Origin of the sequence: Alteribacillus sp. JSM 102045 (assembly GCF_041949975.1) — a bacterium.
Lineage (GTDB): Bacteria > Bacillota > Bacilli > Bacillales > Marinococcaceae > Alteribacillus.
Map to the genome: position 1 here is coordinate 1 of NZ_JBHFQG010000037.1, position 22,568 is coordinate 22,568.

At 40.2% G+C, this 22,568-nt stretch carries 25 protein-coding genes, 1 rRNA gene and 2 other annotated features; all 26 genes read left to right on the forward strand.

Annotation, left to right across the window (positions count from 1 at the left end; all coding sequences use genetic code 11):
• Nucleotides 1-87, forward strand: a 5S ribosomal RNA gene (gene rrf / locus ACE1TI_RS18030); the annotation flags it as partial.
• 247 nt (nucleotides 88-334) lie between these two features.
• Nucleotides 335-1,048, forward strand: coding sequence for an MgtC/SapB family protein (locus ACE1TI_RS18035; RefSeq protein ID WP_375008933.1), 714 nt, complete (start codon nucleotides 335-337; stop codon nucleotides 1,046-1,048).
• 135 nt (nucleotides 1,049-1,183) lie between these two features.
• Nucleotides 1,184-1,648, forward strand: a complete 465-nt coding sequence (locus tag ACE1TI_RS18040; RefSeq protein ID WP_375008934.1) for a CtsR family transcriptional regulator — start codon at nucleotides 1,184-1,186, stop codon at nucleotides 1,646-1,648.
• Nucleotides 1,649-1,679: 31 nt separating this feature from the next.
• Entirely contained in the window at nucleotides 1,680-2,225 is a 546-nt protein-coding gene (gene mcsA, locus ACE1TI_RS18045; protein ID WP_375008935.1) for a protein-arginine kinase activator protein McsA, read from the forward strand.
• Nucleotides 2,225-3,298 carry a protein-arginine kinase McsB gene (gene mcsB, locus ACE1TI_RS18050; RefSeq protein WP_375008936.1) on the forward strand — a complete coding sequence of 358 codons (1,074 nt, stop codon included), beginning with the start codon at nucleotides 2,225-2,227 and terminating at the stop codon, nucleotides 3,296-3,298. The genes mcsA and mcsB overlap by 1 nt, the downstream gene beginning before the upstream one ends.
• Nucleotides 3,299-3,322: 24 nt before the next feature.
• Entirely contained in the window at nucleotides 3,323-5,773 is a 2,451-nt protein-coding gene (gene clpC, locus ACE1TI_RS18055) for an ATP-dependent protease ATP-binding subunit ClpC (RefSeq protein ID WP_375008937.1), read from the forward strand.
• A 284-nt stretch (nucleotides 5,774-6,057) separates the two neighbouring features.
• A complete protein-coding gene (gene radA, locus ACE1TI_RS18060; RefSeq protein WP_375008938.1) occupies nucleotides 6,058-7,455 on the forward strand; it encodes a DNA repair protein RadA in 1,398 nt (465 codons plus the stop codon).
• Nucleotides 7,456-7,486: 31 nt separating this feature from the next.
• Complete coding sequence (disA, locus tag ACE1TI_RS18065) at nucleotides 7,487-8,560, forward strand: DNA integrity scanning diadenylate cyclase DisA (protein ID WP_375008939.1); 1,074 nt, start codon at nucleotides 7,487-7,489, stop codon at nucleotides 8,558-8,560.
• Between the two features lie 222 nt (nucleotides 8,561-8,782).
• Nucleotides 8,783-9,874: a PIN/TRAM domain-containing protein gene (locus ACE1TI_RS18070; RefSeq protein ID WP_375008940.1), complete on the forward strand. Its 1,092-nt coding sequence runs from the start codon at nucleotides 8,783-8,785 to the stop codon at nucleotides 9,872-9,874.
• Nucleotides 9,875-10,033: 159 nt separating this feature from the next.
• The gene (gene ispD / locus ACE1TI_RS18075; RefSeq protein WP_375008941.1) at nucleotides 10,034-10,723 is read left to right on the forward strand and encodes a 2-C-methyl-D-erythritol 4-phosphate cytidylyltransferase; all 690 of its coding nucleotides are present in this window, start codon (nucleotides 10,034-10,036) and stop codon (nucleotides 10,721-10,723) included.
• A complete protein-coding gene (gene ispF / locus ACE1TI_RS18080) occupies nucleotides 10,720-11,196 on the forward strand; it encodes a 2-C-methyl-D-erythritol 2,4-cyclodiphosphate synthase (protein WP_375008963.1) in 477 nt (158 codons plus the stop codon). Before ispD ends, ispF begins: the two co-directional genes overlap by 4 nt.
• Before the next feature lie 112 nt (nucleotides 11,197-11,308).
• Nucleotides 11,309-12,769 carry a glutamate--tRNA ligase gene (gltX, locus tag ACE1TI_RS18085; RefSeq protein ID WP_375008942.1) on the forward strand — a complete coding sequence of 487 codons (1,461 nt, stop codon included), beginning with the start codon at nucleotides 11,309-11,311 and terminating at the stop codon, nucleotides 12,767-12,769.
• 35 nt (nucleotides 12,770-12,804) lie between these two features.
• Nucleotides 12,805-13,041: a binding site (T-box leader), on the forward strand.
• 108 nt (nucleotides 13,042-13,149) lie between these two features.
• Nucleotides 13,150-13,815 carry a serine O-acetyltransferase EpsC gene (gene epsC, locus ACE1TI_RS18090; protein WP_375008943.1) on the forward strand — a complete coding sequence of 222 codons (666 nt, stop codon included), beginning with the start codon at nucleotides 13,150-13,152 and terminating at the stop codon, nucleotides 13,813-13,815.
• A complete protein-coding gene (gene cysS, locus ACE1TI_RS18095; protein WP_375008944.1) occupies nucleotides 13,815-15,212 on the forward strand; it encodes a cysteine--tRNA ligase in 1,398 nt (465 codons plus the stop codon). Before epsC ends, cysS begins: the two co-directional genes overlap by 1 nt.
• Nucleotides 15,213-15,216: 4 nt before the next feature.
• Nucleotides 15,217-15,639, forward strand: coding sequence for a Mini-ribonuclease 3 (locus ACE1TI_RS18100; RefSeq protein ID WP_375008945.1), 423 nt, complete (start codon nucleotides 15,217-15,219; stop codon nucleotides 15,637-15,639).
• Nucleotides 15,636-16,385 (forward strand): 23S rRNA (guanosine(2251)-2'-O)-methyltransferase RlmB, encoded by a 750-nt coding sequence (rlmB, locus tag ACE1TI_RS18105; RefSeq protein WP_375008946.1) that lies wholly within the window; start codon nucleotides 15,636-15,638, stop codon nucleotides 16,383-16,385. The genes ACE1TI_RS18100 and rlmB overlap by 4 nt, the downstream gene beginning before the upstream one ends.
• A 2-nt stretch (nucleotides 16,386-16,387) precedes the next feature.
• Nucleotides 16,388-16,900: an NYN domain-containing protein gene (locus ACE1TI_RS18110; RefSeq protein ID WP_375008947.1), complete on the forward strand. Its 513-nt coding sequence runs from the start codon at nucleotides 16,388-16,390 to the stop codon at nucleotides 16,898-16,900.
• A 77-nt stretch (nucleotides 16,901-16,977) separates the two neighbouring features.
• Complete coding sequence (gene sigH, locus ACE1TI_RS18115; protein ID WP_375008948.1) at nucleotides 16,978-17,628, forward strand: RNA polymerase sporulation sigma factor SigH; 651 nt, start codon at nucleotides 16,978-16,980, stop codon at nucleotides 17,626-17,628.
• 196 nt (nucleotides 17,629-17,824) lie between these two features.
• Complete coding sequence (rpmG, locus tag ACE1TI_RS18120) at nucleotides 17,825-17,974, forward strand: 50S ribosomal protein L33 (protein WP_375008949.1); 150 nt, start codon at nucleotides 17,825-17,827, stop codon at nucleotides 17,972-17,974.
• 120 nt (nucleotides 17,975-18,094) lie between these two features.
• Complete coding sequence (gene secE / locus ACE1TI_RS18125) at nucleotides 18,095-18,289, forward strand: preprotein translocase subunit SecE (RefSeq protein ID WP_375008950.1); 195 nt, start codon at nucleotides 18,095-18,097, stop codon at nucleotides 18,287-18,289.
• A gap of 51 nt (nucleotides 18,290-18,340) precedes the next feature.
• A complete protein-coding gene (gene nusG / locus ACE1TI_RS18130) occupies nucleotides 18,341-18,874 on the forward strand; it encodes a transcription termination/antitermination protein NusG (protein WP_375008951.1) in 534 nt (177 codons plus the stop codon).
• Between the two features lie 163 nt (nucleotides 18,875-19,037).
• Entirely contained in the window at nucleotides 19,038-19,463 is a 426-nt protein-coding gene (rplK, locus tag ACE1TI_RS18135; protein ID WP_375008952.1) for a 50S ribosomal protein L11, read from the forward strand.
• A 69-nt stretch (nucleotides 19,464-19,532) separates the two neighbouring features.
• A complete protein-coding gene (gene rplA, locus ACE1TI_RS18140) occupies nucleotides 19,533-20,276 on the forward strand; it encodes a 50S ribosomal protein L1 (RefSeq protein ID WP_375008964.1) in 744 nt (247 codons plus the stop codon).
• Between the two features lie 50 nt (nucleotides 20,277-20,326).
• Nucleotides 20,327-20,479: a sequence feature (ribosomal protein L10 leader region), on the forward strand.
• Between the two features lie 72 nt (nucleotides 20,480-20,551).
• Nucleotides 20,552-21,052, forward strand: a complete 501-nt coding sequence (gene rplJ, locus ACE1TI_RS18145; RefSeq protein WP_375008953.1) for a 50S ribosomal protein L10 — start codon at nucleotides 20,552-20,554, stop codon at nucleotides 21,050-21,052.
• A 71-nt stretch (nucleotides 21,053-21,123) separates the two neighbouring features.
• The gene (rplL, locus tag ACE1TI_RS18150; protein ID WP_375008954.1) at nucleotides 21,124-21,486 is read left to right on the forward strand and encodes a 50S ribosomal protein L7/L12; all 363 of its coding nucleotides are present in this window, start codon (nucleotides 21,124-21,126) and stop codon (nucleotides 21,484-21,486) included.
• Nucleotides 21,487-21,673: 187 nt separating this feature from the next.
• Nucleotides 21,674-22,273 (forward strand): class I SAM-dependent methyltransferase, encoded by a 600-nt coding sequence (locus ACE1TI_RS18155; RefSeq protein ID WP_375008955.1) that lies wholly within the window; start codon nucleotides 21,674-21,676, stop codon nucleotides 22,271-22,273.
• Nucleotides 22,274-22,568: the final 295 nt, after the last annotated feature.

Below are 22,568 nucleotides of genomic sequence, written 5' to 3' on the forward strand. Positions count from 1 at the left end.
GTTCCCATGCCGAACACGGAAGTTAAGCTCTTCAGCGCCGATGATAATGAAGGGGCAGCCCTTTGTGAAAGTAGGACGTTGCCAGGCAATGAAAGAAAGCTGTCAGATTAATTTCTGGCAGCTTTTTTATCTTTACTTCTCCAACATTTTAAACGCCCTCCTCTGTCTGCACATGCTCCCCAAAATTTGCATCTAAAAATGTATAATAATATAGTTAGCATACCATTTATATTTTCAAATTACATGTTTAACCCTTTGAATGATTAAAAAGGTTAAAGGGTATACGAGATAAAAAATAATAATATACATAACAAAAAATAGGGAGGGGATATCGATGGATATGTGGCTGGACCAGGAATCTTATACTATTATAATTAGAATTTTAGCAGCAGGTTTTCTTGCTGGCTTAATCGGTATAGAAAGAGAATATAAACGTCATCCCGCTGGTTTCCGCACTCATTTACTAGTCGGCACCGGCGCTTGTTTAGTTATGGTGATGGCTTTGTTTGGATTTCAAAGTTATATGGAAGCCAATGAAGATATTGTACGTTATGATCCTTCTCGACTTGCTTCCTATGTCGTTAGCGGAGTTGGTTTTTTAGGAGCAGGAACTATTATCGTTCAAGGTGTTTCGGTTAAAGGCTTAACGACTGCAGCCTCTATTTGGGTAGTAGCCGCGATAGGACTTGCCGCTGGGGCTGGGATGTATTTTGCCGCAATTTTTACCACAGTTGTTGTCTTATTGAGTTTATTTTTTCTTAATAATGTGGACCGTTTTTTTCGGACATCCGTTCGGCCTGAAAAAATGGAGATAACTGTCTACAAAAATTCCATGGTTTTATCAAAAATTATTTCCACTCTGGAAGAAAATCAAGTGGTGATTAAAAAAGTTAAAGGGAGTACAGATGAAGGGGAAAATAAAGATCACAAATTTATTTATGACATTCATGTCCAAGCTCCAAAAGGTTTAGAGCGATCTCAGCTTTATGAAAAACTTCTTTTGATTAAAGGCATTCTTGAAATTGAAATGGAAATGTCAGAAGAATGATTAAAAAGAATTTGGCTATAATGGATAGTACCGGCTGCTTGAAATTTGCAGGCGGTTATATTATATTTATAGTCAAAGATAGTCAAGGTCAAGACCTTTAAAAATATGGCTGCCAGCAGGAAGGAGGTTGTCCCTGTGCGTAATATTTCTGATGTAATCGAAAAATATTTAAAAGAAATTCTTACGCAAAGTGAGAAGGAATTAATTGAGATTAAACGAAGTGAATTGGCTAAACGGTTCGAGTGCGTTCCTTCCCAAATCAATTACGTTATTAGTACACGTTTTACGACAGAAAAAGGATACATTGTAGAAAGCAAAAGGGGCGGCGGCGGGTATATACGAATTTCAAGAGTGAAAGTCGGAGATCATGCTGAACTTGTCGATCAATTATTGAAGTTAATAAAAGAAGGAATTGATCAGGTCACAGCAGAAAGTATTATTATGCGACTCTTTGAAGAAAAAGCAATTTCAAAAAGAGAAGCCAATATTATGCTTGCAGCCGTAAACCGAACAATATTGTCACTGCGGCATGCAGAAGACCGGGACTTTATCCGAGCAAAAATGTTGAAAGCTATGCTTCACAGCTTACGTTATAAATGAGTATATTGGCTGCGAAGGGAGGAGATCTAAAATGCTCTGTGAAGAATGTCAGCAGCGTCAAGCCACTCTGCATTTCACTAAGATTATAAATGGAAAAAAAGAAGAAATTCATCTGTGTGATGAATGTGCCCATGATAAAGGGGAGCATATCCCTGGTTCAAACAGTTATTCTATCCATGATTTATTATCCGGATTGTTAAACTTTGAACAGCCAATGGGAAAAGGAGGGCCTCATCCTTCAAGAGCTTCAGTACCTAAGCAGTTGGTATGTGATGCTTGCGGGCTTTCATATGAACGCTTTGCGAAGACAGGAAGGTTTGGTTGTTCTCGTTGTTATAAGGCATTTGATCCAAAGCTTGATCCAATTTTTAAACGGGTTCATAGTGGAAATGTTCGGCATGCCGGCAAGGTTCCTAAAAGAGCAGGCGGAAAAATGAAAGTGCAAAATCAGATAGAGAAACTTAGAAAGCAGCTGCAGCATCACATTGAACAAGAAGAATTTGAAGAAGCGGCAAAACTTCGAGACCAAATTAAAGAATTAAATGAAAACATACATGACGGAAAGGGGGATACTTGATGTCACTTCAACGTTTTATTTCAGAGGCAATTAGTCCTTGGATGAAAAACGGCCCCGGTCCAGATGGTGATATTGTTTTAAGTACAAGAATCCGTTTGGCAAGAAACTTAGAAAATTATCCCTTTCCTATTATGGCGTCAGATGAGTCTGCAAATACAATGCTTCACTATACTTCAAAAGAATTAGTAAAAGATCCGTATCAGTCAGTAGGGGATTTAGAAATATTAAAAATGGATGATCTCTCATCTAATGAAAAAAGAGTACTGGTAGAAAAACATTTGATTAGTCCTCATTTGGCAGATAAATCACGTTATGGTGCGGTAATGCTTAGTGACGATGAATCTATAAGCATTATGTTAAATGAAGAAGACCATATTAGACTGCAATGCTTGTTTCGAGGGTTTCAGTTAAATGAAGGACTGGTATTATCCAATGGTTTAGACGACTGGATAGAAGAAAAAGTGACGTTTGCTTTTGATGAAAAACGAGGTTATTTAACAAGTTGTCCAACAAACGTTGGGACAGGAATGAGGGCTTCCGTTATGATGCACCTTCCTGCCCTTGTGATGACACAGCAATTAAATCGTATTTTGCCGGCTATTAATCAGCTAGGACTTGTGGTAAGAGGTATTTATGGAGAAGGAAGCGAAGCTTTAGGGAACCTCTTTCAAATATCAAATCAAATGACACTTGGTAAATCAGAAGAAGATATTGTGGAGGACCTTCGAGGCGTTGTTATGCAGTTAATTCAGCAAGAGCGTTATGCACGAGAGGAGCTTATTCGCACATCAAAAATCCAAATAGAGGATAAAGTATTCCGATCTTTTGGATTGCTTACAAACAGTAGAGTAATGGAGTCAAAAGAAGCAGCAAAGAGATTATCTGATGTTAGACTGGGTATTGACCTTGATTTAATAAAAGGAATTTCGGGTAATATTTTAAATGAGCTTATGATTCTTACCCAGCCAGGTTTTCTGCAGCAATATGCAGGTAAAAATCTTACTCCGGATGAGCGTGATGTGAGACGGGCGGCATTGATCCGTGAGAGAATGAAGTTAGAAAGAGAAGAGTAAGGAATAATTTGGAGGTGCGCATATATGATGTTTGGTCGATTTACAGAACGGGCTCAAAAAGTATTAGCTTTAGCCCAAGAGGAAGCTATTCGCCTTGGGCATAATAATATAGGGACAGAACATATTTTACTCGGATTAATTAGAGAAGGAGAAGGAATTGCTGCAAAAGCACTGCAAGCACTCAACCTTGGCTCTGAACAAATTCAAAAAGAAGTAGAGTCTTTGATTGGAACTGGCCAAGAAGGTTCAAAGACGATACATTACACTCCACGAGCTAAAAAAGTTATTGAATTGTCCATGGATGAAGCTAGAAAGCTTGGGCATTCTTATGTAGGGACAGAACATATTCTGTTAGGGTTGATACGAGAAGGAGAAGGAGTTGCAGCAAGAGTATTAAATAACCTTGGCGTCAGCTTAAACAAAGCGAGACAGCAGGTGTTACAGTTACTTGGTAGCAATGAGGCTTCAAATTCTAATCACCAGCAGGCATCTGGAGCTGGTTCTTCCAACGCTAACACACCGACTCTTGATAGTTTAGCCAGAGATTTAACAGCAGTAGCTAAGGAAGAAGGTCTTGATCCTGTAATCGGGCGGAGCAAAGAAATTGAACGAGTAATTCAAGTGTTAAGCCGCCGTACAAAAAACAACCCGGTATTAATAGGGGAGCCTGGTGTCGGTAAAACTGCAGTTGCTGAAGGTCTTGCTCAATCCATTATTTCAAATGAAGTCCCGGAAATTCTTAGAAATAAACGCGTGATGACTTTAGATATGGGTACAGTCGTCGCGGGAACAAAATACCGAGGCGAATTTGAAGATCGTTTGAAAAAAGTAATGGAAGAAATTCGTCAAGCAGGTAACGTTATTCTCTTTATTGATGAACTTCATACTCTCATTGGTGCTGGCGGAGCAGAAGGTGCTATTGATGCCTCTAACATTCTAAAACCTTCTCTTGCCCGCGGGGAATTGCAGTGCATTGGAGCTACCACACTCGATGAATATCGTAAATATATAGAAAAAGATGCAGCCTTAGAACGTCGTTTTCAACCTATCCAAGTGGATGAACCAACTACTGAAGAATCTATTCAGATTCTCACAGGTCTTCGCGATCGATATGAAGCACATCACCGGGTTACCATTACTGATGAAGCTATCGCTGAAGCTGTGAAGCTATCAGACCGTTATATTTCCGATCGTTTTCTACCTGATAAAGCGATTGATTTAATTGATGAAGCTGGATCAAAAGTGCGCTTGCGCTCTTATACCGCACCGCCTAATTTAAAAGAGCTGGAACAAAAATTAGAAGAAACCCGTAAAGAAAAAGATGCTTCTGTTCAAAGCCAGGAATTTGAGAAAGCAGCATCCTTACGAGATAGTGAACAGCGGCTTCGAGAAGAATTGGAGAAAATGAAAAACGAATGGAAAGAAAAGCAAGGTCAGGAGAATACAGAGGTTACACCTGAAGATATTGCACAGGTTGTAGCTAGCTGGACGGGAATTCCTGTTTCCAAGCTTGCTGAAGAAGAAACTGATCGTCTTCTTAAAATGGAAGACATTTTACACAGCCGTGTGATTGGGCAGGAAGAAGCAGTTAATGCTATTTCTAAAGCAGTTCGCCGTGCCAGAGCCGGCTTAAAAGACCCAAAACGTCCAATTGGTTCTTTTATTTTCCTTGGACCTACTGGTGTTGGTAAAACAGAATTAGCTCGAGCAGTTGCAGAGACATTATTTGGTGATGAAGATTCTGTTATTCGTATAGATATGTCTGAGTATATGGAAAAACACGCGACAAGCAGGCTTGTTGGTTCCCCTCCAGGGTATGTAGGATATGAAGAAGGAGGTCAGTTGACAGAAAAAGTCAGGCGTCATCCGTACTCCGTTATACTTCTTGATGAAGTAGAAAAAGCTCACCCAGAAGTATTTAATATCCTACTTCAAGTGCTTGAGGACGGATTTCTGACAGACTCTAAAGGGCGCCGTGTTGATTTCCGAAATACAGCTATAATTATGACTTCCAATGTTGGGGCAAATTTGTTGAGACGTAATAAAAATGTAGGGTTTACTACTCAAACAGAAGGAGAAAAGTTCCAGGATATGCGGGATAAAGTAATGGGAGAGTTAAAAAATACGTTCCGTCCTGAATTTTTAAACCGTCTCGATGAAATTATTGTGTTCCATAGTCTTGAAAAAGAGCACATTAAGAAAATTGTTGTTCTTATGGCTGAGCAGTTACAAGAAAGGCTGTCTGAACAAGGTATTAAATTTGAATTAACCGAAGAAGCGAAGGATAAAATTTCAGATGAAGGGTTTGACCCCGAATATGGAGCTCGACCATTACGTCGTGCCCTTCAAAAACAAGTAGAAGACCGATTATCGGAAGAGCTGCTGCGCGGGAATATCCAAAAAGGCGATACCGCTGTTATCGATGTGAAAAATGGCGAGTATGTCGTTGAAACGAAAGCGGGAGCTAGAACGTAAAAAAGTATGAGGGAAGTCTAGACTGTCCGATGCATTTACCGGGCAGTCTTTTTCTAACACTGTTAAGAAAGTAAAAGTAAAACTACGGTTTTCAACGTACAGGACCTAATGCCGCCATTGCCACAGGGCATCTCGGGCAATACCTTTCAGGCATGTCAATCGGCGGGTTTTTCTTTAGCAGATTTCCTTTAAAATAGGGATAAAACATATGAGTTGACCGGTAATTGGAATTTTATTTTGATAAAATGCAGGGTGGCATACATAAGGTAAAGTGAGGTTGAAATATGGCGAAACATAAATCAAAGTTTGTTTGTCAGGAATGCGGGTATGAGTCAAGAAAATGGATGGGACGCTGTCCTGGCTGCAATCAGTGGAACACCATGGTTGAAGAATTAGAAAGTCACAATGCCAAAACGAGTGAAAGAAGGTCATTTAGTACTTTATCAGATGGAACGCGTCAGAAGCCACAACCCATTACAAAAGTAACGGGGGAACGCGAACCAAGAATTGATACTTCTTTAAAAGAACTGAACCGTGTTCTAGGAGGCGGTATTGTTCCGGGTTCATTAGTGCTGGTAGGAGGGGACCCGGGGATAGGAAAATCAACGCTGCTTCTTCAAATGACATCCATTTTAGCAACCCGGGATCATAAAGTTTTATATATATCAGGAGAGGAATCAATAAAACAGACAAAACTACGAGCAGATCGACTAGGCGCAAACTCTGAAAAGCTTTATGTTTTTGCAGAAACGGACATGGATACGATTGAAATTGCCATTGATCAAATACAGCCTACTCTTGTGGTGATTGATTCTATCCAAACGGTCCACCACGCTGAAGTTACCTCTGCCCCTGGAAGTGTTGCACAAGTTCGGGAATCTACCTCTATGTTTATGAGAATTGCAAAAACTCGAGGAATAGCAGTTTTTATTGTCGGTCATGTAACAAAACAAGGCTCCATTGCGGGTCCTAAAATGTTAGAGCATATGGTGGATTCGGTTTTATATTTTGAAGGAGAACGCCACCATACCTACAGAATGTTGAGGGCTGTGAAAAATCGGTTTGGTTCCACTAATGAACTAGGCATTTTTGAAATGAAAGAAATGGGCTTAACAGAAGTAAAAAATCCTTCTGAAATCTTTTTAGAAGATCGCACAGAAGGAAGTTCTGGTTCCATTGTGGTTGCTTCTCTCGAGGGAACACGACCAATTTTAGTTGAATTACAGGCATTAATTGCCCCTTCTAGTTTTGCCAATCCCAAGAGAACAGCGACGGGCGTGGATCAAAATCGAATTGCATTATTAATGGCAGTGTTAGAAAAGAGATTGGGAATGCTTCTGCAAAATCAAGATGCCTATATTAATGTCGCTGGAGGGGTAAAACTGGATGAGCCAGCTATTGATCTTGGTATTGCTATTTGTATAGCATCGAGCTTTCGCAATCATGCTTCAAACCCAGAGGATGTAGTGATTGGAGAAATCGGGTTGACAGGGGAGATACGACGGGTCGCAAGAATTGAAGAAAGGATTCATGAAGCAGCAAAACTAGGTTTCAAAAGAGCGATTATTCCTGCAAAAAATAAGGAAGGCTGGAAGGCCCCTGAAAATATAGAAGTATTAGGAGTAACAACATTAGAAGAAGCGCTGGATATTACGCTGGAGGGAAAAGCACCGTCCTGGTAATCCCGCTCGTTCATCTTAAGGAGGAAGAGAAATGCCAGGTAAACAACGTAGCTCATTCATTGGAGAAGTGCTGCATTTCGTCGCGCCAGGCACTCCTCTTCGTGATGGTATTGATAACGTTTTGCGGGCAAACACGGGAGGTCTCATCGCTCTTGGCTATTCAGAAAAAATGAAAGGTATAGTGGACGGAGGATTTTTTATTAACTGCCTATTTACTCCAGCCTATCTATATGAACTTGCAAAAATGGACGGAGCTATTATTTTAAATGCGAAAGGCGACCGAATTCTTTACGCTAATACACAGTTAGTTCCCGATAATACTATTGTTTCGAACGAAACAGGTATTAGGCATCGTACAGCAGAAAGAGTCGCTAAGCAAACTGGAAATCTTGTGATTTCTATATCACAGCGCCGTCAGGTTATCACCTTGTATAAAGGAGAATACCGTTACTCGCTTAAAGATATAGAAACAATCTTAACGAAAGCGAACCAGGCAGTCCAAACCCTTGAAAAATATAAAGTAGTTCTTGATCAAAGTCTAACGAATCTAGGGGCGCTGGAATTTGAAGAGTTGGTTACTTTCCAGGAAGTGTCCCAAGTTATTCACCGTATTGAATTGGTTATGCGGATAAAAAATGAAATCTTAAACTATGTGATGGAGTTAGGAAACGAAGGACGTTTAATAGCAATGCAGTTAAATGAACTTGTCTCTAATTTGGAAGAGGAAACCTTTCATTTGATAAAAGATTATATTGAAGATTCCGATACTGATCCTGGAGCTGTTATTCAAAAGTTGAAGCAAATGACAAATGAAGAACTGATGGATGATGTAGTTATCATGAAATTACTCGGGTATTCTCAACGGCAAAATTCTCATGAACATTCTGTTTCACCAAGAGGTTATAGAATACTTCATAAAATTCAGCGGCTGCCGTCTGGAATAATTAACAACCTTGTTCACAGTTATGACAGTTTAGGAGGTATAATGAAAGCTTCTATTGAAGAATTAGATAAAGTACAGGGAATAGGGAGAACACGTGCAAAAAAAATAAAAGAAGGGCTTAACCGTATTCAGGAACAGTTATTTATTGATCGGCATATATAAATTACAGCTGAGCTGTGATCCCTCTCTTTTAAAAAAAGAGATTGACGTTACAATTTGTTCACGATACAATGAAAATTTATTAAAAACTATGACAATCCAGTAAAAATTTGCTACATTAATATTAAACACTCCCATAAAAAGTAAGATTTAGAGTGGATTAAACTTTCATAGGTTTTAAAAATTAGTATTTGTCCATAATAAGGAAAGGAGGTGCATGTAAAAGTGTTAAAAAGAATAGTGCAGTTGTTTTTTATACTTGCCGGGGCAACACTCGGATTTATTTTTATACCGGAATTTATTTCTTTATTGGATTATAGCTCACTTCCTGAGTGGCTCGGTAACCCTTATATTGGCGGTCTTATTGGGGCAGTTGTTCTCTTTTTGTCTACGTTCTGGTTTGCCGATTACATTGTAAATGGAATGAGAGTTTTAGAGGAAATGATCGTTAAAGCACCAGTCACAGATGTATTATCTGGAACACTTGGATTGGTGTTTGGCTTGGTTGTGGCTTTTCTTATCGGTATTCCACTAAACTCTGTAGACTTTCCAGTAATCAGCTCTGTCTTACCTATTTTTATCACTTTCTTTCTAGGTTATTTCGGCTTTCAGGTAGGGTTTAAAAAACGGGATGAGCTTATGAGCTTATTTCCAGCCAGCCGTGTTGCCGCTAAAAAGAAGGAAGAAGTCGGGCAGGTCTCTAATCTTTCTAAAGTAAAAATTCTGGATACGAGTGTTATTATCGATGGCCGTATTGCTGATGTGTGCCAAACAGGGTTTCTTGAAGGAATTTTAGTTATACCAGAGTTTGTTTTAGAAGAACTTCAACATATTGCCGACTCATCTGACGTCCTAAAGCGAAATCGCGGACGGCGCGGGCTTGACATTTTAAATCGAATTCAAAAAGAACTGGCCATTGAAGTAGAGATTTACGATGGTGATTTTGAAGAAATCCAGGAAGTGGATAGTAAATTGGTGAAACTGGCAAAAGTGAGACAAGGAATGGTTGTTACAAACGATTTCAACCTTAATAAAGTATGTGACCTGCAAGGAGTAGAAGTTTTAAATATTAATGACTTGGCTAATGCTGTAAAACCGGTTGTTCTGCCTGGAGAAGAAATGAATGTGCAAGTGATTAAAGATGGAAAAGAACAAAACCAAGGGGTCGCTTATCTTGATGACGGTACAATGATTGTGGTTGAAGGTGGCCGTGATTATATAGGCGAGACCATTGAAGTGGTAGTAACAAGTGTTCTGCAAACAAGCGCTGGCCGAATGATTTTTGCAAAACCTAAACTTATGGAAAAAGCACTTTAAATCAACTATTAACATGCCTCTGTCGGATGTGTTTATGCCGGTTAACAGAGGCTTTTTTTCTTTTGATAGCAGGAAAAAACGCGGCAGTAATTGCCTAGCAGCAACTTTCAAGTGTATGATAAAAGAGCCTGAAATTAGAATACATATTGGAGAGGTCATATGAAATATGCTGTAGTTATACCGGCAGCTGGTCAAGGAAAGCGAATGCAAGCAGGTCGTAATAAACAGTTTTTAATCCTTGAGAAAAAACCATTAATTATTCATACAGTTTCTATATTTGAAAATGATCCTTTGTGTGAACGCATAATCATCGTAGCAAACGACAATGAGGTAAATGCAATGAAGAAATTGCTGAAGGAATGGAAAATCAACAAGGTGGAGGCTGTAGTACAAGGTGGGAAAGAAAGACAGGACAGTGTGTTCGAAGGTCTTAAGCAACTCGATGCATCTAACCTTGTGTTCATTCATGACGGTGCGAGGCCTTTTGTCACACAGGAGCAGATTCATCGTCTAGCAGGAAAAACAACAGCAGAAGGTGCGGCCGTGCTAGGCGTCAGAATGAAAGATACAGTAAAAAAAGTGAAGGATGGGCTCGTTCTAGAAACAATAGAACGTTCTAGTGTTTGGTCGGTTCAAACACCGCAAGCTTTTCAATTTCACATCATTTATGATGCTTATAAAAAAGCTCAGATTGATGGGTATGCTGGTACAGATGACACTAGTCTTGTAGAACGAATGGGCATTCCCATACATATTGTAGAGGGCAGCTATGACAACATTAAATTAACAACCCCGGAAGACATGGTAGTTGCCCGCGCTATCTTAAACAAGAGAAAGGAGGGGCAATAGTGAGAATTGGACATGGATTTGATGTTCACCAGCTTTCAGAAGATCGTCCGCTTATTATTGGTGGGGTAAACATCCCGCACACCAAAGGTTTAATAGGTCATTCAGACGCAGATGTGTTACTGCATGCGATATCTGATGCCCTGCTTGGAGCAGTAGGAGAAGGAGACATTGGAAAGCACTTTCCTGATACAGATTCTGCTTTTAAAGACGCTGATTCTGCTGAGTTGATGAATCTGGTGTATCGGATCGTAAAAGAGAAAGGATTTATTTTAACAAATGTTGATTGTACCATTATGGCGGAAAAACCTAAGATGGCGCCGCACATCAAGTTGATGCAGTCAACTATTGCTGATATTTTGGAAGCAGAAGAGGAACAAGTGAATATAAAAACCACTACAACCGAGAAATTGGGCTTTACCGGAAGAGAAGAAGGAATTGCAGCTCATGCAGTTGTGCTGCTTCAGCCATTATAGTAATTTTATTCTTTTTCAATTGGTGGTAAAATAGGACAGGTATTTCTTTTTGAGAGATCAACAGAGCTCGTCTGATACTAATATAAAATTGGGAAATGGAAGGTGTAGAAATATGAGCAAAGAAGTAAGAGTGCGTTTTGCTCCTAGTCCAACAGGACATCTTCATATAGGAGGGGCGCGGTCTGCTCTTTTTAATTATTTATTTGCAAGAAGTCAGGGCGGTAAATTTATTATCCGAATTGAAGATACAGATCAATCCCGTAATGTGGAGGATGCCACTGAAAAGCTTATGGACAGCATGAAATGGCTGGGTATTGACTGGGATGAGAGTGTAGATATCGGTGGCCCATATGGTCCGTATCGCTCGATGGAGCGACTTGAACTATACAAAAAGTATATACAGCAGCTTCTAGATGAAGGAAAAGCATACTATGATTATATGACAGAAGAAGAATTGCAAAAAGAACGGGAAGAGCAGCTGTCACGAGGAGAAGCTCCAAAATACAGCGGACGTGACCGTGATCTAACAGAGGAGCAGCGAAAAGCGTATGAAGCAAAAGGAATTAAACCTGTTGTGCGGTTTCGTGTGCCGGAGGGTGAACAAGTACTTATTGAAGATGCTGTACGCGGAGAAGTGAATTTTGAAACCGAAGATATTGGAGATTTTGTTATTGCCCGTAAAGATGGGATTCCTACTTATAACTTTGCAGTTGTCGTAGACGATCATCTGATGAAAATTTCTCATGTAATTAGAGGTGAGGAACATCTATCAAATGCTCCACGGCAAGCATTAGTCTTTGAAGCGTTTGGCTGGGAGAAACCGATGTTTGCCCATGCCTCTCTAATTTTAAATCCAGACCGCCAAAAAATGAGTAAGCGGGATGAGTCCATTATTCAATTTGTAGAACAATATAAAGAACTCGGCTATCTTCCGGAAGCAATTGTTAACTTTCTTGCGTTGCTAGGCTGGTCACCAGTAGGAGAAGAAGAAATTTTTTCTTTAGAAGAGCTGGAGTCTCAATTTAGTTTAGGACGTGTTTCTAAAGCCCCGGCGGTTTTCGATACGGATAAGCTGGCCTGGATGAATAATCAATATGTCAAAGAGGCAGATATTGAGAGGTTAACAAAGCTGGCTCTTCCTCATTTCCAGAAAGAAGGAAAACTCCCGAGTGAATTGTCAGATGAGCAGTATGAATGGGCAAAAAAGCTGGTTGCATTGTATCAGGAGCAAATGCACTACGCAGCTGAAATTACAGAGTTAACAGAGTTGTTCTTTAAGAAAGAAATATCGTATAATGAAGAAACGAAAGAAGTGCTGGAAGGGGAACAAGTACCCGAGGTGCTAGAACAATTTTCTAAAGAACTGGATGCCCTCGAGAGTTTTGAGCCAGATGAAATAAAAGCAGCAACAAAAGCAACTCAAAAAGCAACAGGCCAAAAAGGGAAAAAGTTATTTATGCCTATCCGCGTGGCTGTGACAGGGCAGACTCACGGTCCTGAGCTTCCACATGCTATTTCACTGTTAGGCAAAGATGTGGTTCAAACCAGGCTTCAGCAAGCAAAGAATCAGTAAAAACATAATTAGATTTGAAATATGTTGAAATATGGACCAAAGCGTTGAAGGGAAAAAGTAAGAACAAAACTTCCTGTACAGAGAGAATCACAGCTGCTGAAAGTGGTTCCTGGATTTTGTTCTGAAAATGCCTCCCTGAGTCTTTTGCCGAATTTAAGTAGGCAGAAGCGGCCAACAACCGTTACTTGTTAAAGGGAAAGGCAGAACAGTAACTTTTTGAATCTGCTGCCTTTAAACAGAGTGGAACCGCGCTATATAGAAGCGTCTCTGTGCAGAATATGCATAGAGACGCTTCTTTTCTTTTAAGATATAAAAAATCTATACTTAAATAATCATAATCAATTTTGAATTCGGGAGGTCAGCGGAGAGGAGAGAGGTTCATGTGGAAGACGTTTAAAAATGATATTGATGTAGTCTTTGACCAGGATCCGGCGGCAAGGAGCCGGTTGGAAGTGGTGTTAACATATTCCGGGGTTCACGCCATATGGGCTCATCGTATTGCTCATTGGCTGTGGAAGAAAAAAATGTATTTTCTGGGCAGGCTGTTGTCGCAAATAAGCCGATTTTTCACAGGAATAGAAATTCACCCTGGTGCTGTAATTGGTCAGCGGCTATTCATAGACCATGGGATGGGAGTTGTCATTGGGGAAACCTGTGAAATCGGTGATAACGTAACGATTTATCAAGGGGTAACATTAGGAGGAACGGGAAAAGAAAAAGGAAAGCGTCATCCAACGATAGAAGACAATGTGCTTATTGCTACAGGAGCAAAAATTCTAGGTTCTATGACGATAGGAAAATATTCGAGAATTGGAGCAGGCTCTGTTGTTTTAAATGAAGTTCCCCCAAATTCCACTGTAGTTGGCATTCCAGCTAAGGTAGTTGTTCAAGATGGTGTGAAGGTGAAAAAGGATGAGCTGGCTCATCATATACTTCCTGATCCAGTTGCAGATAAGTTTAACGAACTGGAAAAAGAAATTACAGCGCTCAAAAAAGAATTAGAATCATATAAAGATAACAAAACTGACGGAAGGACCGATGACTGATGGCCATAAAATTATATAATACATTGGCTCGAAAAAAAGAAGAATTTGTACCCCTTCAAGACGGCAAAGTTACAATGTATGTATGCGGACCGACGGTATATAACTATATACACATCGGAAATGCGCGGCCTGCAATAGTATTTGATATGATTAGAAAATATTTAGAATACCGGGGCTATCACGTTCACTTCATTTCTAACTTCACAGATGTCGATGATAAAATTATAAAAGCGGCACAAGAATTAGGAGAAGAAGTGCCTTCGTTAGCGGAACGCTTTATTGAAGCTTATTTTGAAGATATTGAAGCCCTAGGAGTAAAAAAAGCAGATCTGCACCCAAGAGTAACAGAAACAATGCCAGATATTATTGAATTCATTGAAGCACTAATTGAAAAAGGATATGCCTATGAAGCAGATGGCGATGTTTATTTTGAAACAAAAGCCTTTAAAGAATACGGAAAGCTATCATCTCAGTCAATTAATGATTTGCAGATGGGAGCAAGGATTGAAGTGGGTGAAAAGAAAAAAGATCCTCTTGATTTTGTACTGTGGAAGGAAGCAAAACAAGGTGAGATATCATGGGATAGCCCTTGGGGAAAAGGAAGGCCCGGGTGGCACATTGAATGCTCTGCAATGGTGAAAAAGTATCTTGGTGATACAATTGATATTCATGCCGGCGGACAGGATCTTGCTTTTCCGCATCATGAAAATGAGATTGCTCAATCAGAGGCATTGAATGAACAAAAAATGGCAAAATATTGGCTTCATAATGGCTATATCCAAATAAACAACGAGAAAATGTCCAAATCACTGGGAAACTTCGTTTTGGTTCATGATATTATCCAAAAACACCGCCCTGAAGTTATACGATTTTTTATGCTTCAGTCCCACTACCGCAGTCCGCTCAATTTCAGTGAAGAATTATTAGAAAGTGCCAAAAATAGTCTGGAGCGAATTAACACTACGACGAATAACTTGAAGCATCGTTTAAATGAGAGTGCAGATTTTGGGGAAATAAAAAACTGGGTTGAAACCGTTCAGCAGTTTAAAGAGACATTTATAACAGAAATGGATGATGATTTTAATAGCGCAAATGGAATAAGTGTTCTTTTTGATTTAGTAAAAAGTGCTAATCGTTATCTTCAAGAAAACCATTCGTCTAAGCAAGTTCTGCAGACATTTTTAGACACAATTCGAGAAATTGGCACTGTTCTCGACATTTCAGTTGAAGCAAAAGATGAAATCCTCGATGAGGAAATCGAACGTTTGATTAAGGAAAGAATAGAAGCCCGCAAAGAAAGAAATTTCTCACGTGCAGATGAAATTCGAGATTCTTTAAAAGAGCAGGGTATTATATTAGAAGACACTCCTCAAGGGACACGATGGAAGAGAGATTAGAAACATGCTAGGAAAATTAGAAGGAAAAAAAGTGGATGCTAAACAATTAAATGCACTTGCTCTTGCCTATATGGGGGATACGGTTTATGACCTTTATATAAGGAATTACCTTATTGAATCAGGCCGTGTCCGCCCTAACCTTTTACATCGGACATCGACGTCTTTTGTATCTGCAGCAGCTCAGTCTGCAGTTATGCATGAACTACTTGAAGAAAACTTTCTAACAAAAGAAGAAGAAGCTGTAGCTCGAAGGGGACGGAATGCAAAATCTGGAACTGTCCCTAAAAATACTGATCAAAACACTTATCGCTACAGCACGGCCTTTGAAGCTTTGTTAGGTTATCTCTATTTTTTAGGAAGAGAAGACAGGTTAAAGCAGCTGGTGACATTTGCTATTGAAGCAATTGAAAGGAATGAAAAAGAATGAAGGAAGAATGGATATCAGGAAAAAATTCAGTGCTGGAGGCCATACGTTCAGAAAGAGCCATTAATAAAGTTTGGGTGGCTGAAAATGCTGGAAGAGGGCAAATGAAGCAAATTTACCAGGCTGTTAGAGAAAAGAATATTATTGTTCAGCAAGCACCTAGAAAGAAACTTGATGAGTTATCAGGTAATCCGCGCCATCAAGGGGTGGTGGCCTCGGTGGCTGCATACCATTACGCAGAGCTGGAAGACATATTTGAAAAAGCTGCTGCTCTGCAGGAAGAGCCTTTTTTTATTCTGTTAGATGAAATAGCCGATCCGCATAATCTTGGTTCTATTTTAAGAACCGCTGACGCTGCAGGAGCACATGGAGTAATCATTCCTAAAAGAAGGTCTGTCGGGTTGACCCAAGCTGTTGCTAAATCCTCCACTGGAGCAATTGAACATGTTCCGGTAGTAAGAGTAACCAACATGGGCCGGACGATGGAGGAATTAAAAAAACAGGGATTATGGCTGGCAGGCACGGACGCTTCGGGGAAAGAGGATTTTAGAGAATGGAATGCTGACATGCCGCTGGGCCTCGTCATTGGTAGTGAAGGTAAAGGAATGAGCCGATTGGTGAAAGAAAAATGTGATTTTCTAATTAAAATCCCGATGAAAGGACATGTTACTTCCCTAAATGCATCCGTAGCAGCCAGCCTCCTGATGTATGAGGTTTACAGGAAACGTCATCCGTTAGGAAGAGAGTAAAGATGAAGGATATATTATTAGTAGATGGTTACAACATCATTGGAGACTGGCCGGAATTAAAAAAGCTGCGGGAAAAAAACCTTGAAGAAGCTCGTGATCGTTTAATCGAAAAAATGGCAGAATACCAAGCTTTTAAAGGGTGGGAAGTCAAAGTCATATTTGATGCTCATATGGTTGCCGGTGTTGGGCGAAAATATAATAACTATCTTGTAGACATTATTTATACTCGGGAGAATGAAACAGCAGACGAAAGAATTGAAAAACTAGTAGGTGAATTGAAAAATATAGAAACGCGTGTGCACGTAGCTACGTCAGATTATGCCGAACAATCGCTGGCGTTTGGAAGCGGGGCGCTGCGAAAATCTGCTCGTGAGCTTCGAGTAGAAATGGAGGTTGTCGAACAAAACATAACTCGTGAAGTAAAAGAGCATAGTAAGCAGGAAAAATTGTCGAATTTTCCTCTTACAGAAGAAATGGCTGAAATTTTTGACAAATGGCGTCGAGGCGACCGTTGAGCTGTTGACGGTGGAATAAAAGGTGCTATATAATATTGCTATATTCATCCAATCAGTCGAGGGGCGGAGGGATTGTATTGGGTTTAGACCTCAAAGAAACGGAACATCAGTACTTTGATAAAACAGATGATGAATTCCTAGTTGAAAAAGTTCGTTCAGGAGACAGTGCTGCTTTAGAGTTCCTCATTAATAAGTACAAGAACTTTGTCCGCGCAAAATCCAGATCTTATTTCCTTATTGGCGGAGACCATGAAGATATTGTACAAGAAGGCATGATTGGTTTATATAAAGCGATTAGGGATTTTAATGGAGACAAGCTGTCGTCTTTTAGGGCCTTTGCTGAACTGTGCATTACGAGACAGATTATTACGGCTATAAAGACGGCAACCAGGCAGAAACATATGCCTTTGAATTCATATGTTTCCCTGGACAAGCCTCTGTACGATGAAGAATCCGAACGAACACTTCTGGATGTGCTTTGCGGTTCAAAGGTCAGTGACCCAGAGGAGCTGATTATAAATCAAGAGGAATTTGATGATATAGAACTGAAAATTGGCGAAATACTCAGTGATCTTGAACAGAAAGTGCTGAGGTTATACTTGGACGGGAGGTCTTACCAGGAGATATCCGGCGAACTAAACCGACACGTAAAATCAATTGACAATGCGCTTCAACGTGTGAAGCGGAAATTGGAGAGGTGTGTGGAAGTCAAAGGTGTCAGTTCGTAGTAGTAATGGGGACCTTTTATTTTGAAACATCTAAGAAAGCGTTTACAAAAGCATCCTGCTGCAGGGTGCTTTTGTTTCATTTAGGTAAAAATTTTATTTTAAAACAGGTTTTTCCGGTCAAATTGACACTGTTTTATCAATGTGGTAAGGTAATTAAGCGTATGCAAAGGAACCTGTCATTCACAGGAGGTGCTCAATGCGGAACAAAGTGGTACTGGCATGCACGAATTGTTTTTCGAGAAATTATACAACCGAAAAGAATAAGCAAAAGCAAACAGACCGCATTGAGATGAAGAAGTTTTGCAAACAGTGCAATGCGCATACCCTTCATCGTGAAACAAAATAGAAGCGGTTATTTTTTTATTTTTAAAACAGATAATGAAATGACATTTGATTTCTAGTATAGAGGAGAAGTGTTTTTCTGCAGTTAAATGGTGGAAAGAGCGAATGGTTTGGAGGTGGCTTTATGGCTGATGGTACTAAAAATCCAGCAAGGTTTCTCCGTGACGTAGGAAGAGAAATGAAGCGAGTAACGTGGCCGAACCGCAGGGAACTGACAAAATACACCATAGTAGTTATTATAACCATCATATTTTTTGTTATTTTCTTTGCTGCAGTAGATTCAGGGTTATCTGAGCTTGTGCGCTTATTACTGGGCTAACTAGCTGAGAACCAAAAAGGAGGAGGGAAGGACGTAGCCGTCCGGATAATAATGGAAAAGAACTGGTTCGTAGTACACACATATTCCGGTTATGAAAATAAGGTGAAAACTAATCTGGAAAAACGTGTGGAATCAATGGAAATGACTGATAAAATCTTCCGCGTCCTCGTTCCGGTGGAAGAAGAAACCGAAGTGAAAAACGGGAAAAGTAAATCGGTAACCCGTAAGGTTTTCCCAGGTTACGTCATAGTAGAAATGGTTATGACCGATGATTCCTGGTATGTGGTTCGAAATACTCCGGGAGTAACCGGGTTTGTTGGTTCAGCTGGGGCCGGTTCTAAGCCAACCCCGCTCTTACCAGATGAGGTTGATAACATATTACGTCAAATGGGTGAAAGCGAACCGAAGGCAGAGGTGGACTTCGCGTTGAAAGAATCAGTGAAAGTAAAAGAAGGTCCATTTGCTGATTTCACAGGAACGATAGAAGATATTAACGCTGAAAAACAAAAAGTTAAAGTTCACGTAAATATGTTTGGTCGTGAAACTCCTGTAGAACTTGAATTTCACCAAGTTGAGAAGATATAGAAATCAACTCTTGCAGTTCTTTGTTTGAAGTGATAAGATTTTAATGTTTCATATTCATAATAATTACAGAGGGGTTAAAGGTATTCTTTTATCCTGCCCCTTTTTAAGAGTGGGAGGACTATTCGTCCGACAAACCACATCACGGACTAAGGAGGTGTGTCGCGTGGCTAAAAAAGTCGAGAAAGTCGTAAAGCTTCAAATCCCTGCCGGTAAAGCAAATCCGGCGCCGCCAGTAGGCCCGGCTTTAGGGCAGGCAGGTGTTAACATTATGGGATTTTGTAAAGAATTTAACGCTCGTACTTCAGATCAAGCAGGTATGATTATTCCTGTTGAGATTTCGGTATATGAAGACCGTTCGTTTACTTTTATTACGAAAACTCCGCCCGCAGCTGTTCTTCTTAAGAAAGTAGCAGGCGTCGAAAGTGGTTCCGGGGAGCCGAACCGCAATAAAGTAGCAACGGTGAAGCGTGATCAAATACGTGAGATCGCTGAAACGAAGATGCCGGATCTTAATGCGGCTGACCTAGATGCGGCAATGCGCATGGTAGAAGGTACAGCGCGCAGCATGGGAATTGTTGTAGAGGACTAATGAATGCCTTGCCTAAGGTTGCGACTTCCGTTTCAAGTCGAACGGATACCATGTTCGCAACCTTTAATAGTGGGAGGTCTAACCGCTAAAACCACAAACGAGGAGGAAATGAAATTGGCTAAAAAAGGTAAAAAGTACCAAGATGCTGTGAAGCTAGTTGATCGCGAGCAGCAATACAATGCCGAAGAAGCCATTGAACTTGTGAAGAAAACGTCTATCGCAAAATTTGATGAGACGGTGGAAGTTGCAGCTCGTCTTGGAGTAGACCCTCGTAAAAACGACCAGCAAATTCGCGGAGCTGTAGTGTTGCCGCATGGGACTGGGAAAACACAGCGTGTTCTAGTTTTTGCAAAAGGGGAAAAAGCTCAAGAAGCTGAAGCTGCTGGAGCAGACTATGTTGGAGAAGAAGACCTTGTCAACAAAGTACAGCAAGGTTGGTTTGATTTTGACGTGGTTGTTGCAACTCCTGATATGATGGCGCAAGTTGGTAAATTGGGTAAAACGCTTGGCCCTAAAGGTCTTATGCCGAACCCTAAAACAGGCACTGTAACAATGGACGTAACGAAAGCAGTAGAGGAAATCAAAGCAGGTAAAGTAGAATACCGTGTAGATAAAGCTGGAAATATCCATGCTCCTATCGGGAAGATTTCCTTTGACACAGACAAGCTGGTAGAAAACTTTAATACTCTGATTGATACATTGGTAAAAGCTAAACCGGCAGCTGCTAAAGGTACGTACGTGAAAAATGTTGCTGTAGCTTCTACAATGGGTCCTGGTGTGAAAGTGAGCACCTCAACCCTTAATTTAAAATAAATGATTGACTAAAATCGTAGAAGCCGTTATACTTTATAATGGTGTGAAACAAAACAAGAGATGTGTTGCCGCAGACAGCAGGGGCGATGTCCGCTTAATTTCCTGCCGAGGTAGTTTTCATCATATTTCAGCCTAATGGTGAAGTATGTATACTGAGAACAAAACCTTCATGTCTGCAGACATGAAGGTTTTTTATGATATCACTTAAGAATTATTGCGGTGAAATTATAACTTTGTTTGCGGGATGTCATATAAGAGAGCAGGAGGTGTGACAGTTGAGCAAAGTGATCGAACAAAAGCAGCAAGTTGTTCAAGAGATTGCAGATAAACTTGAAAACAGTGTCTCTACAATCGTGGTTGACTATCGCGGCTTGGATGTTGCTGAAGCAACAGAACTGCGTAAGCAGCTTCGTGAAGCTGGCGTTGACTTTAAAGTATATAAAAACACTATGGTGCGCCGTGCTACAGAAAAAACGAACTTAACAGAGATTGATGAGCATCTTGTTGGACCAACAGCAGTTGCAACAAGTACAGAAGATGTTGTGGCTCCGGCTAAGGTTCTTAACAATTTTGCTAAAGATCATGAGCAGCTTGAAATTAAAACTGGGGTCATTCAAGGTCGTGTAGCTTCCCTTGATGAAATTAAGGAGCTTGCAAGCCTTCCATCCCACGATGGTTTGGTTTCTATGCTTCTCAGTGTACTTCAAGCGCCTATCCGCAACTTTGCATTGGCTTCCAAAGCAGTTGCCGATCAAAAAGAAGAAGAAGGCGCATAAGCAAGAAGGTTTTCCGATGCAAATTTGTCACGTGCTATAGAATAAACATTATTATTTAAGGAGGATCAACAATGAGTAAAGAACAAATCATTGATTCGATTAAAGAAATGTCCGTTCTTGAATTGAACGATCTAGTAAAAGCAATTGAAGAAGAATTTGGTGTTACAGCTGCTGCGCCAGTAACAGTTGCCGGCGGCGGTGCTGCAGAAGTAGAAGAAGAGCAATCTGAATTTGACGTAGTTCTAGAAGACCCAGGCGCTTCTAAGATCAACGTTATCAAAGTTGTTCGTGAAATCACAGGCCTTGGCTTGAAAGAAGCTAAAGCTCTTGTAGACGGAGCACCAGAAACTCTCAAAGAAGGCGTAGACAAAGAAGAAGCTGAAGAGCTTAAAAGCAAGCTTGAAGAAGCTGGTGCTAAAATCGAACTTAAGTAAATTGGTTTTAAAAGAGTTTTCTCTATTCTATAGAGAAGGCTCTTTTTTTATGTTGTCGAACGGTCGCATCTTTCACAGCTGATAATCAACGGGATGGACCCTGGCTTCTGTAAAATGATTTGAGAGCAATGATGTACTTTTGCTAAACTATAATCAGAAAAAGAAAAAAGAAGGACGTGACAACTGAGTGAGCAGCCACTACTATGAACAATCACCAGATAAAGAAAGCGACGAAAGGAAAATAGAAAGTTATCTTCGCGGAAAAACCATGAAGTTTACAAGTGATCATGGAGTTTTTTCCAAAAGAGAGGTGGACTTTGGCAGCCGGACTTTATTGGAATCGTTCACTTGGCCTGAACTTCAGGGGGATATTTTGGATATGGGATGCGGATACGGACCGATTGGTATAACTCTTGCTGCTGAGACAGAACGTGCGGTATGGCTTGCGGATGTGAATAAGAGAGCTGTCTCGCTTGCAGAGAAAAATGCAGATACGTACAGTTTAAACAACATAAAGGTTGTTGAAAGTAACTTGTTTTCTTCCATATCCAAGTCTGATTTTGCTGCTATAATATCCAACCCTCCAATAAGAGCAGGCAAGAAAGTAGTTCATTCCTTGTTTGAACAAGCAGCTAAACATCTGCAGTCAGAAGGGGAACTTTGGGTGGTAGTTCAAAAAAAACAAGGGGCACCCTCGGCCAAAGATAAGCTGGAATCTGTTTTCCGAGAAGTTGAAACTGTAAATAAGAATAAAGGATATTATATTTTTCGTGCAAAGAAAAGTTGACCGCTTCTTTCTTTTGTGTTATTGTTATTTAATGCGTATAAGTATCCTCTCGGATATAATACATTATTACGTCCGCTCTATATTTTTCATACCTAAAAGATGTATAAAAAAGGCAGGATCAGGGAAAAATAATATAATCAGCCTGACAGTTGGAAAATAGTGGTTCTTTTTATGAAGAAACCATTTTTTTCTTTGTACGAAAAAGAAAGGTCGGGCACTAAAAGATGGAGTAAACATAAAGGATCCGGCAGTCAGGGTCTTTATGTTTCTATATTTTGGCAGCCGCCTTGGGTAT